The 12,429-nt window shown below is 62.1% G+C and carries 9 protein-coding genes; 7 read left to right on the top strand and 2 right to left on the bottom strand.

The window, feature by feature from the left end:
• From NV1_RS16100 to NV1_RS43555, 7 genes are all read left to right on the top strand, one after another.
• Window positions 1-1,575: site-specific integrase (locus NV1_RS16100; RefSeq protein WP_218026994.1), on the top strand; the 1,575-nt coding region annotated here is incomplete at its 5' end.
• On the top strand, window positions 1,572-3,299 hold the full coding sequence (locus NV1_RS16095; protein ID WP_067891791.1) for a hypothetical protein: 1,728 nt from the start codon (window positions 1,572-1,574) through the stop codon (window positions 3,297-3,299). The genes NV1_RS16100 and NV1_RS16095, both read left to right, overlap by 4 nt.
• Window positions 3,296-5,431 carry an integrase gene (locus NV1_RS16090; RefSeq protein ID WP_067891781.1) on the top strand — a complete coding sequence of 712 codons (2,136 nt, stop codon included), beginning with the start codon at window positions 3,296-3,298 and terminating at the stop codon, window positions 5,429-5,431. Before NV1_RS16095 ends, NV1_RS16090 begins: the two co-directional genes overlap by 4 nt.
• Window positions 5,428-5,856, top strand: coding sequence for a hypothetical protein (locus tag NV1_RS42175; protein ID WP_084525411.1), 429 nt, complete (start codon window positions 5,428-5,430; stop codon window positions 5,854-5,856). The genes NV1_RS16090 and NV1_RS42175 overlap by 4 nt, the downstream gene beginning before the upstream one ends.
• 167 nt (window positions 5,857-6,023) lie before the next feature.
• Window positions 6,024-6,401, top strand: a complete 378-nt coding sequence (locus NV1_RS16080; protein ID WP_067891775.1) for a GFA family protein — start codon at window positions 6,024-6,026, stop codon at window positions 6,399-6,401.
• 79 nt (window positions 6,402-6,480) lie between these two features.
• On the top strand, window positions 6,481-7,926 hold the full coding sequence (locus NV1_RS16075) for a hypothetical protein (RefSeq protein WP_157116996.1): 1,446 nt from the start codon (window positions 6,481-6,483) through the stop codon (window positions 7,924-7,926).
• A 757-nt stretch (window positions 7,927-8,683) separates the two neighbouring features.
• Window positions 8,684-9,568, top strand: coding sequence for a hypothetical protein (locus NV1_RS43555; RefSeq protein ID WP_157116994.1), 885 nt, complete (start codon window positions 8,684-8,686; stop codon window positions 9,566-9,568).
• Between the two features lie 110 nt (window positions 9,569-9,678).
• Here NV1_RS43555 and NV1_RS16060 read toward each other — a convergent pair whose 3' ends face one another.
• On the bottom strand, window positions 9,679-11,553 hold the full coding sequence (locus NV1_RS16060; RefSeq protein WP_067891763.1) for a sacsin N-terminal ATP-binding-like domain-containing protein: 1,875 nt from the start codon (window positions 11,551-11,553) through the stop codon (window positions 9,679-9,681).
• Window positions 11,550-12,425 carry a hypothetical protein gene (locus NV1_RS43550; RefSeq protein ID WP_157116992.1) on the bottom strand — a complete coding sequence of 292 codons (876 nt, stop codon included), beginning with the start codon at window positions 12,423-12,425 and terminating at the stop codon, window positions 11,550-11,552. Before NV1_RS43550 ends, NV1_RS16060 begins: the two co-directional genes overlap by 4 nt.
• Window positions 12,426-12,429: the final 4 nt, after the last annotated feature.

Raw genomic sequence — 12,429 nt, 5'->3', positions numbered from 1 at the left:
CACTCACAGAGGAGCAGCGTGGACGAGTGGTGGTTGGTGTTCGTTCCCGATTCGGACCGGCGGGGGTCGCTCCCACCAGATGGGGTTCTCGGGGTGCGGGATCTTCCCGCTGTTGTGGAGCGGGTGGGCCTTCGCCCTGGTGATCCGGTATTCGTTCGACCCGACTTTGTCGTCGATGCGGATCTGCTGGAATTTGTTCTCTCGCAAGACTTTCGGTGCCTGTTGCGGGAGACCCGCAGGAATTACGCGACGGATATCCGGGTGTTGCTGTCGTGGCTGTGGCGACGGGGTGTGCTTTGGCGGCAAGCTACGCGGGCCGATCTGCGGGCGTACCGCGAATTCCGTTGTGACTCACCGGCGAATCCGCACCGGATCGGTGGGGCGAAGTGGGACCGTGAGGCCGCCGCGTTCACCCGGCTGTACCGGTGGGCGAAGATCGCACCGCTGCCGGTCGATGTCGGGCGCCGGGAGGATCGGGCAGCACATGCACGGAGTTCACGTATTACGTGGCTGACGCCGCGGACTTGGGGCGTGTGGCAGGACCTCGGGCTGCGTGGGCTCGGCCGGGACTGCGCGCCGGCTCTCGAGTGGGACGCGCGGACCGAGCTGCGGAATACCGCGTTCGTCGGCTTGACGCTGAGCTCCGGGCTGCGGCGGCAGGAGGCCGGCGCCCTATTGACTATCGAAGTCCCTTCTCACCCTTTGCGATTCGGTCGCTACTGCCACGGTCAGGTGCCGCGGGCGCTGTCTCGATCGAAGCGGGACAGGACGTTCTACGTGTCGACCGATGCGGTACAGCAAATCAGCGCCTATTCGGAATCCGAACGCGCATGGGCGATCGAACGCGCTCGCGAACAGGGCCGATATGCGGCGTTGCCGGGGATGCGGCTGATCACGAACGTGACGGGCGGACCGACGCCGAAGGTGCACTGGGTCGATCGCGGCAGGACCGAGGGCAGCCATGCGCTGAGCTTGCTGGACTGGCGGGAGCGGCAATCGCTGTATATCGAGGGTGCCCAGGGGCCTGAACCGGCGTGGCTGTGGTTGACCGAGCAGGGTATGCCGATGTTGCCGGACCGATGGAACGCGGTGTTCCGGCAGGCGAACCTGCGGTGCGAGCAGGTCCTGTTGACCGGACCCGAGCGGAAAGTCCCACGGCCGGACCGCGTCGCGGAGATCCGCGGCAAGGCTCCCTACGCGACTCCGCATTCCACGCGGCACTCGATGGCGCTCTACATGCTGATCGTGCTGAACGAGTTGATGGACAAGAAGTACGGACTCACCGCAGCCGATCGCCGCGACTTCGCTCATCTGTACGGTGATCCGTGGTGGCTGGTGAAAACGCTACTTGGACACCAGGATGTGGAGACGACGAAAGAGCACTACCTTGCCCCGGTCACGCACCTGCAGCTGGAGTCGATCCTCGCGCTCGGTACGGCCGGGAGCGCGCCTCGGGAAGCGGAGGATCCGACGAGTCTGGACGACCTGTTCGCGCGGCTCGCGAAGGAGACGAAAGGCATTCAGGACGTCGACCTCCTGGTCGATGCGGTGCCGAACGCACGGACCCGGCCATGAGCGGGCGGGGACACAAGGCGGTGACACCGCCGCCAGAGTTCCAGGCGGCAGAACGGATCGCCCCGTCGGGCACCCGAGTTGCGGTGATCAACAAGGAGGGGTTCGAGCGGGTCTTCGACTTCACCACGCTGCCGGTACCTACTCCCATGCAGCAGTCCCTCGCGCAGGTCTTCGCTGAGCAGTCATTCAACTGGAACAGCCATGCCAGTGGCGAATCCTACTGGCAGGCGCTGCGGGCATTCGCTCGTTTCCTGAGCAGCCAAGGTCACCCGGCCGCGGATCTGGACAGGCTGACGGCCGCCACGATGCGGTTGTGGCGGAACACCAACCAGAACACGCCCGGCGGCTGCGAGGCGCTGGCAAAGGTCCGGACCTTATTGCAGCGGGATCCGCACTTGTCGTCCGGCCCCGTGTCCGAGGAGCTGGCTCGCCGCGCGCCACGGTGCACCACAGCCTCTTCGAAGCAGTCGTACGACCGGTCCGATAGGGAGCTTGTGGTGAAAGCAGCTGAGCGGCAGTTCCGGTCGGCGCTGCTGCGGATCCGGGCCAACGCGGCCGTGCTGACCCGGTTCCGGTCCGGCGTGCTCAAGGAAGCCGACCGGGACTGGCAGCTCGGACGGGTTCTGCAGCACTTGGCCGACACCGGCGACGTTCCCCGCCGATCCGCGAAGGACGTCCCCTACGACGGGGAGCTGCTGGGTGGCCGGACACGGGAATTCACCTGGGGCAGGTTGTTTCTGACTCGCCAGGAGCTGACCGCGCTCGCGGTGCTGATGACCGATCTGTACGGCTGGAACCTGTCGGTGTACGACCGGCTCACCGTGCCGACCACCGCGCCCACCGCAGGGACGACCGCCGCGGTGACCTACAACGTCCTGGTCGAGAAGCGGCGCCTCGGCGCAGGCCGATGGTTCGTCGAGGAGAACTACACCGACACCGGTGCCGGGTCCGCGGGGCGGTTGATCACCCAGGCGCTGGAGGCGACACGGCACGGACGGGCCTTGGCCGCGAGTCTGGCACCCGGGACGGATCTGCTGATGGTCGCGCGCCAATTCCGCACGGGGGATGTCGATTCGGATCTAGACCGGCCTCGTCCGGTCGGGCCGTTGTGCTTCGGGGTGTCCAAGTCCGACGGCATGACCTGGGCCAAGGCCCACGGCATCGGCTCCCCGTTCCAGCGTGCGCGCCGGACCACAGTAGTGCGAGAGGGAAAGCCGCTGCAACACAGCCGCGGCACCCACGAAAGCGTGTATGTCCTTCCCGACAAGCACGTTCAGAAGGCCGCCGAAACGGTCATCGCCGCCGGCGCGCAGGACGCGCTGCAGCTCGCTCGGGACCTCACATTCCGTGGCCGGCTGACCACCGTCGCGGATCCCCATCACCAGGAGACGGCGACAGCCGACTGCGCGGACGAAACGTCCAGCCCCTGGCTCACTGCGGAAGGCACGTGCGGAGCCGACTTCCTGCTCTGCTTGTCGTGCCGCAACGCACGTGTCCACACCGGCCACCATCCCAGGCTGGCCCTTCTGCACCAGCAGCTGCTGTCGATGCGGTCGGTGTGGCCGGACGAGCTGTGGCGGCAACGGTGGGACGATAGCTTCCAGCGACTGGTCGACCTGCGCACGAAGGTGAACGAGGTCACCTGGGATGCGGCCTTGGCCCGGGTCACAGACCACGACCGCGAGATCATCGCCCATCTACTCAAAGGAGAATTGGCCCCGTGACCAGCGAACTGGCCGTCGAGGCCGACCCGTTCGTGCTGCCCATGCCCACCCCAGACACTCCAGTCGTTCACGACCGATGGGTCAGCCCACACAACACCCACCCGAACTCCCGCTACAGCGACGACCTGTGGAGCCTGGGCCCGCTGACCGACAACCCCGGACACCATATCCACCGGATCATCTGGAGCAGGTGCCCCGCAACGCTGCAGCCGGAGATGCGGCTGGTTATCTGGACGCTCATCAACGGCGAACTGCGGCCCAGCTACGTGAAGGCCCGCAGCATGCAGGGCCGCGCCCGCGACGGGGTCGCCAGCATGCGCAATTGCATCCTCGAATGGTTGAAGCTGGCGAGATGGCTTCACCAGCACGGTGTCAACCGGCTGGGTGAGTGCACTGCCGAGCACTGGACAGCCTTCGCCGCCGAACGCACCGCAGCGCAGAACAACCGCGGGCACGCCCTAAAACTGCTGCGCTGGCTGGCGGATCTGTGGGCGTTCGACCAATTGTCGGCCCGACCGTCGGGGATCATCGCTCCGCCGTGGGAGACCTGCGGCATCGACGATTACCTCCCGGCAGACACCACGGACACGAGTGGCGAGAACACCACCGAACCGGTCGATCCAGCCGTGATCGGACCACTTCTGACCTGGTCGATCCGGATCGTCGAGGACTTCGGTGACGACATCCTGGCCGGATGGGCAGAACGCCGCTGCATGATCGCCGAGGTGAACGCGACCGAACCCACCTCCGAATCTCTGGCGGCGCTGCGACGGTACCTATTGCCGCGCATCGAAGCTCAGGCTCCGCTGCCCGCGATGAAACATCGCGGGCACGGAACCACGCTGAACCGGCTCTACGTCGCTGCAATCACTGGCGCTGCCTACGCGCAGATCCAGCATCTATCAGGCCAACTCGACCTGCCCAAGCTCACGGCGCAGCGACCTGGCGCCTGCCCGATGCCGCTTCCTGTGACCGGCATGATCAACGGCCGACCGTGGCGCCAGCACCTGGACTTCGAGGAAGCACCGACCCTGGTCCGTCACCTCGCCACGGCCGCGGCCATCGTGATCATGTACCTGACGGGCATGCGGCCACAGGAGGCCCGCACCCTTCGAGCAGGGTGCTGCCCCGACCCTGAACCCGGAACCACCGGCCCCCACCTGATCCGGGCCCACCACTACAAGAACGTTCGTGATATCGACGGCTACCACATTTCCGCCGGCGCGGAACGCGACGTTCCGTGGGTCGCGATCACCCCGGTCGTCAAGGCGATCCGGGTCCTGGAGAAGATGGTTCCCGAAAGCGAGCTGCTGTTCAGCTCGACACACCACGACGTCGTGGCCCAACGAAAGCACCACGGCGCATTGAAGGCAGCGAGCCTGGATCAACGGGTCGAACAGCTGATCGAATGGATCAACACCGAGGCCGTCGCGCGGGGCCTGCCACACCAGCGGGTCCCAGCAGATCCGTTCGGGAACATCGGATTGGGCCGGATGCGGCGCACCCTGGCCTGGCATATCGCACGCCGACCAGGCGGATTGATCGCGCTAGCAATCCAGTACGGCCACATGCGCACCGTCCTGGACGGCCGCACCGCCAGCGGCTACGGCAACCGGGCCCGCCGCGGCTTCCACGGCGAACTCGACGTCGAAACAGCCCTTGCGGCTGCGGACACTGCCGCGCGCCTACGTGACGCGACCGCGGCCGGGGAGAAAGTCTCCGGTCCGGCCGCGCGCCGCGCCCTGGTCGCCGCCGCCCAGCTGCCCCGTTTCCAGGGAGCTCTCACCACGCCGAAAGCAGCGGCCAAGTTCCTCGCCCGAGATGGACAGGTGCTGTTCGACAATCCCGACTCCTTCCTGATCTGCGCGTTCAAACGCGATATGGCCCTGTGCGATCCAGATTCCAACGCCACCGCCCCCAACCAATTCGCCTGCCAGACCGGCTGCGGCAACGCGGTCCGCACCGACAGCCATGCCCGCGCCGCCCGAGCGCACGCCGACACCCTTGACGTCCGCGCCGCACTCCTACCCGAACCTGCGGGCAAACGACTGCGCCGCAACGCAACCCGCCTCCGCGACCTCGCGGACGCACACGACTCGCAGGCGCGTACCGCCAGCGAGGCCGTCGCATGAACCACCAGCACGACAGCGAGCGAACACGAATCCGTGCCGCGGTCGAGCGGCTCCTGGCCGGCCGACCCGAGCATTCAGACGGCAGCCTCACCGTGACCGCCCTGGCCATCGAAGCGAACGTCCACCGGATGGCCTTGCACAAGCGCCACGCCGACCTGAAAGAGGAGTTCTATGCACGCGTCCGAGCGGAAACCCACCAGACCCCTGAGAGCGAGAAACGGCTGCGCGACGAAGTCATCCGGCTCAAGCGCGCACTCCAAGAATCACGGGCCGCCGAAGAAGAATCCCGTCGCCGCGCGGAACAGATCGTCCTAGCGACAGCGGTCCTCCAGCTTCAAAAGGACGTCAGCCCAGCAATTCGGCAAGAACTCGGAACACTGCTACCACTTCGCCCTACAACCAGAAACCAGCGGCAATTGCCCTGATTACAAGGATAATTTGTCTACAAGATGAAGGAGATCGCATATACGATCGACACCAGCCCGAACGGACAAATACAAATGTCTCCGACGAGGCACAGATCCTGCTGATAAAGTTACCCTCGGGCGCCCAACTATTCCAACAAACAATCGAGTGAAAGGTCATATACACCATGCGCTCTGGCGGCTGCTTGTGCGGCAATATCAGATATCAGGCATCTGGTAACTTAACTTTCCCCCACTTATGTAGCTGTGGCCACTGTCAACGCTTGTCCGGCAGCCCTGTGATGTCGTGGGTCGATTTTCCCCGCGAAGGATTCGAGTGGACCGGACCCGGCGGAGAACCGGTCTGGTACAACACCTTCCCGGACTCCCAACGCGGCTTCTGCGGCATCTGCGGAAGCTCTGTTGCCGCCCAGGACGACGACGAGGCAGAGCTGGTCGGGGTCACCATGATGAGCTTGGACGACCACAGTGACCTGATCCCGGAGCGACAGAGCTTCCGCCCCAACGCAGTTCCGTGGCTTCCAATAGTCGGCGCACAGGACTGAGGATCCAGACCGCTGGCGGTTGGTCGTCCGGTCTGCGCAATCGATCCGGTCTTGCCGGAACCGGCCCGCAGACCGGACGGTGATGTCGGGGCGTCAAATATGCTGTCCGCTTATGACTTCGGTTCCCGCGTTCAACACGACGGTTCGGAACAACGATCCGCTGTCGCAGTACCTCGATCATCTCGTTGAACAGCTGGGCCTGCGTAAGCGCCTACAGGCGGTCGGCGATCTCGCCGAGTTGGACGACTTCGAACGAACCTTCACTGACACGTTGGCTGCAGGACGTCCAGCACTGCCGTCTGTCGGCCAGCTCGAGGAGGGCACGAGAGTGCAGGACGTCGGTCGGCCGACTGGCGACGACGGGCTGTCGATCGAAACGATTACCCGCTACTACTTCGTTCTCCCTATCCAGGGAGACCAGCGGCTGCTCATGCGCTGGCCCGACCGCGACGAAACCGGTCTGGAACCCGTCGATGCGGAGTCGTGGGAGAAATACCACGACACCTGCAACCAGAACCGGCTCCACAACTATCTGTTCCAAGTCGGACACGAGGCCTGGGTCCTCAGCCCAACCACCGACACCAGCGAGCAGTGGGCCCTGTACGGATACATCGATCTGACCCTTGAACAGGAACAGCAGGTCAGCGATGGTGAACTGACCAATCGGAATCTCCTCAACGACCGGGTGGCGCTCGTTCGGCGGTTGGTCGATGCGATTGCCAAGCAGACCGCCGACTACTTCGATGTCGAAGCGCCAGAGGAATTTCGTCGACTTATCCAGGACAAGCGCCGCACGCTCACCAACCGCGCCGCAGTGACGGCCGACCTCGGGTTCCCCGAGTCCTGGAAAGCGCCCGCACTACGCCTCGACGACGCAGAGGACGATGCCGGCCAGGCCGCGGCGCCCGTGAATGCCGAACAGTCGGCCGAGCAGCCGACTACTACCGTCGTGCTCGCTAGCAAGCATCGCCTGGCGCCGGCCTCGTTCGCAGACGTGCTGCAGGTCATCCGAGTCTGGGCGAACTCCGTCGAACGGTACGGCAGGTCGTTCTCGCAACTGACAGAGGATCAGATCAGTGATCTGCTCTGCGCCACACTGAACGCGACCCTCCCCGGCGCACAGCGTGAGGTGTACAGCCGTAGCGGCAAGTCCGATATCTTCATCCAGGCCGACAAGCTGGCCGAGGGAAGCGGTCCGGCGAAGATCTTCATCTGCGAATCGAAATGGGCGACCAGCGACACGGTCGTGACAGAGGCGCTCGATCCTCAGATGCTGGGGTACCTGATCACCCACGACACGGCAGCGGTCCTGCTGCTGCTGATGCCGCAGCAGAACCTCCAGCAGGCCGTCGACAGACGTCTGGCCGCGCTGAAGCAGCTGGACGGATATATCAGCGAATCAACCACCGACAGCGGCTGGCCCGCACTGGAATACCACCGCGACGGCCGAACCGTGAGCGTCTGCGTCGCCACTGTTCATCTCCCGCGGTCCGGCCGCGGCTCCGATGTCCCACCGGAGTCGTAGTCGCCGGTCGGGGCAGTCGCATGTGGTGGATCATTAACTCGACGACAGTGTCCAGGTCGGGGCTGTAACCGCAGCTCATGTCGACGGTCATGGCGGGCGCCTCTATGGTCACCGGAACGAAGGAGTGCTCACCGCGGTCGATGGCGGCGAGCAGCCCGCTATCGTCGTGTGCGCACAGGTACGGGTCGTCGTCGGCGCGCGCCGAACGATGTGCATCGGCGCAGCACCGTGGTCGGCGTGGTGCAGTGGCTGATGCGGATGTCGGCGATCTCGGTGAGCGCCAGAAGATTCGGCCCCCATAGGCTTGTCCTGGAACGCGGCCTCGACGACATGGGCGACTCCGGCCCCGGGCCAGCAATTCCAGGGTGCCGAAGAATGGGTGCAGTGGGGGATGTTCATCGCGTCGTGTTCGTTGCCGGTTCGGTTGCCGCCTCCGGTCAGGACCAACCAGCCGATCAGCTTCCCGACGATGTCGGTGGTCTCGCGCTCCAAGACGCTGCGACGCTTGCTCGGACTGTGCATGCGGAGCAGCAGGTCCACGCCTCACCGACCGGCGGAAGCACATCCGGGGTACGCACCTGCGTCAGCAAATGCTCCAGATCACTCACCACCAAGCTTTGCGGCTGGACCAGCCTAAAAGCGGGCACACAGAAGCGACGGAACAACACATCACACGCAAGAAAAATCGAAGCTAAACTACTTCTGCGTGACCATCTACGCCCGATAGTAACGCAGAAATTCTATAGGAAAGAGCGATGTGGCAGACAAGAACACCGAAAAGTTGGTAGTCAAACTAGACGATCTCGGATTGTCGCTGCTAGGTTGGAGGGCCGAGTGCACTGCATGTCTCCTAACGCGGGAATCATATGACGATAATCTTGCGCAGCAAGTTGAGTTATCCCTGACCGCGGACTTCGTTCCCGGAAAATGGAGAGACCGCTTCCCTCGATACGGCAACAAAGGGGACAATGCCGAGATTCCCCAACTTTTCGCCACCCTGAATCGACGTGCATCGGACTCCGTCCCATGCTGCCTGGAATTGACGGATGAATGTACAACCGTCAGGGAAGTTGACAAATTTGCGTTACGTATCTCCAAGGTGAGCGAGGAGTGGCGCACCGAGACTCCGCTTACTTCTGACGAAATTTTGGTTAATATATCCGCTTTCGACCTGGCAATTATTCGTGGTTCAAAATTGGAGTTGCCGCCGCCGACAGTCGACGTGTTACCCGTTGAGGTCATAGACGAGACGCGAACTCGAACCGTGTCCACGCGGGTAACATTCGCGCGGGCGGAGGTTAGTTGCCGAATGGGAAATTCGGTTCCCCCCCATCGCCCTGCGTTTAGAATTCATATGGAAGGCGTATTCGAGTTCGTTTCCGACTGGTATGCGGAGGCCTCCTCTGCGTCCTCCGAGGTGATCGCCATGCCGAATATAAAGATGGAAGTCATCGACAACGAGGGGTTTCTGCTCAGAACAATGGAGTTCGATTTCGGCTGTGTGATCCCTGTCGACGCCCCCAAGGGACCGCCCCGCCGACAGCCACTGTGGGTTCTTCATTGGGAAGGCCGGACCGAAAATTATGCTGGCGAGCCGTCACAGGTGATCGTACGCTTCCGAGATGGCCGGGATGACTGGTGAGGCAAAGGCGACTGCGCGGTCGAAGGCGAGGTAATACCTAGCGGGCAGGCGCAGAGGCCCGCGCCTGCCCGGTGGGTAGTCAGACTAGCGTGAAATCTGCGCCGCAGTCGCTATTCAACGATCTCGGCGAAGCGTGCCCAGTCAGTGAATTCCCACTCCCAACGACGGCAGACACGCTCTTTCGGCAAATCCTTCCTTGACGGATCGAGCATCGCCAGTTTGACGCCCTGACCATCACCGACGATGACTGCCAGCAAGTACTCGCCGGGAGAGTTCATCATCAGGGACAGTTCGTTATTGGTCATCGAGAAGCGTGCTGCAGGACCGTCAACCTTCTTGACTTCGATCCGGGCTACTCGGTCAAACGGGTCAGTACCTTCAAGGTCATAACCGAGGTTCTGGTTGCTGACGTCACGTAGCTTCCAGCCCCGACCGTTGAGGTACTCCATGGTCACGACTTCGGCGGCACGCCATCTGTGAATCACCGCAGCCAGTGGTGACTGTGTTCCGCGGACAGCCCGGCCTGCTATATCAGCAAGTCGAGCTGTTCCCTCTGCCGGCTCGACGGCCTTCTTTACAGAAATCGCGCGAGGTCCGTTGCTGCTCAGCTCATTCACAGGTAGGGACGCGACAAGCTCTTGCTCGGCCGCCGAAAGGGAACGACCATGCGTAGTTGAAAGCTGACGGAGATGAAGTGCTAGCCGCTGACGCAAAGAATCGGACAGCTCGGACGTTGCCACCTTCTCCAATATTGACGAAAAATTCACTGTCCGGAGCCCCAATAGAGCTTTGACGGCACGGGCGCTTGACTGATTGGACTGTGCGTACAGGGCTTCCGGAGCACCGGCCGGAAAGATAATTGAGACATCTTCTGGCTCAAACGAGACCGGTGAGTACTCAAACGACGGCGGATTCGCCGTCATGTTATCGCGTAGCGCAGTGATCAACAGCTTGCTGACCGTCACGTTGGGTGCCAGCATAGGACTTCGTAGATCATCACCTTCAAGGATGAACTTCCACAGCAAGTCGAAGAGTATGCCGGAGCCACGCAATACATCACCAATTATCGACGCGGCATCCTGCAATACTGCCTGAGTTGATTCGTCGGCTACGACAGCATGGGTGCGCGAGGGATCGGTCAAGATGTCGCCGGAAATTACGACCGGAAATCCCACTTCATCGTTCAGCGGCAGGAAACAAGCCAAACGCCCTCGCAGGCCTGCCAGTGCCAAAGCACGCGTGTCCAAGGGGATCGCAATCGTTGCGATCCGTCCGGTCAACAGGCCGAAACTTGCCTCGCCCTCGTCATCTCGCAGTACGATGCGGTCAGGCTTCCGACCGATGCGTAACGCCGTGCGACCACGAGCCGTCGCGATGGTGACACGCTCGATATTGCGCAAGAAGAGGAAGCTCAATGGGTCAATCTCGCCGACGTGACCGTCATGATCTCCTGCATACGAGACCGCGAACGTGACTCCGTCGGTCCATTGCCTCGGACGTACATTGGACGGAACCCGGATCAGTGGAACCGTTGCAGGATCCACGCTTCCGAGCATTTCAGACGCTGAATAGCGGTCGAAGGTGAATGCGACTTCCCCCGAGTGCACATCGATGCTACGCGCGATGGCGGCCAGAGACTTGAATCCGATTCCCCGGTACCCGATCGTGTCTCCGCCACGCTGTTTAGTAGAATTTGCGCTTCGACATAGAGACTCGATGTCGTCGCTAGTAAGAAGTCTTCCGTCATTTCGCCATTCGAAAGAGTCATTGTCAACCACTATCTCGACGGCAGACGAATCGGCGTCGTCAGAGTTTTGAAGCAGTTCGTACGCTACACGATTCCGGTAAGTTTCTGCGAGCAAACCTTCCATGCGGGCGATTTCACCGAATAGACCGGGCGCTTGTTTATACTCCTCCAGTAGCACTCTCTGAAGAGCCTTGATCTTGTCCACGGTAGCAGCGGCCATGGCGTCATCAGCAGTCATGGCCGCTCTCCCCGAAGTCGGATGATCACACGGGACGGCTCGCCAGCATAATCGTCGGTTTGATGTTCCCAGTGGACAACCCACCGCGGCTGCCGGCGCGGTGAGACTTTCGCTGCATCGACAGGGACGATGCAGTGGAAATCCATGCTATCCGTGTCGAGCAAAAACCCTTCCTCATCGAGAACCTCCAGTTCGAGCCTTGGCACAGCAATGCCGCCGGAACGAGTGGAGGGGAACCCTGAAAGCTGTTCCGGAACAATTTCGAACAAACCTTCCAAGTGAACTCGAATCACGGGATTACTGTACGGCCGAGATCCAATATCCGCGTTTGCTGCGGTCACATGAGCAGTTACAGATCGAACGCGAGTCTCGTCGATAATCTCGACGGAAATTTTCCGGGGCTTCGTCGGCGGGAACTCCAATGGGGAGTTCGAATATACATTGCGGATATTCGTCAGGTCGGCAGCGGAGATGGTTACCGAAATCTCATCAGCGTGAAGCGGTTTTTCGGCGATCCATTCCTTGCTGACTTCGGAGAGACGTAAAGCGAATTCTCCAACATTTTCTACAGTGGTAAATGAATTGACCAATTCCAGGCAGCCGGGAACCAACTCGGATGCGCGTTGATTCAAGGTCACGAATAGTTGGGGAACCTCGGCGTCGTCTCCCTCACGGCCGAATCGAGTGAAGCGGTCGTTCCAATCCTCAGGAAGAAATCTTGCCGTAACGGAGACCGCCACCTGATGTGCGTGGCCGTTGCGATCAGACTCCTTCGTCACGAGCCGTGCCCGACATTCTATATCCCAGCCAAGGAGCGACAATCCCAGCTCGTCTACCTCGACACCCACATTTGCAACGATCTTGTCTGTCACGTCG

Origin of the sequence: Nocardia vaccinii NBRC 15922 (assembly GCF_001613305.1) — a bacterium.
In the GTDB taxonomy this organism is placed as follows: domain Bacteria; phylum Actinomycetota; class Actinomycetes; order Mycobacteriales; family Mycobacteriaceae; genus Nocardia; species Nocardia vaccinii.
Note: the sequence above shows the minus strand (reverse complement) of the source record. Positions and strands in the feature narration are given on the sequence as shown.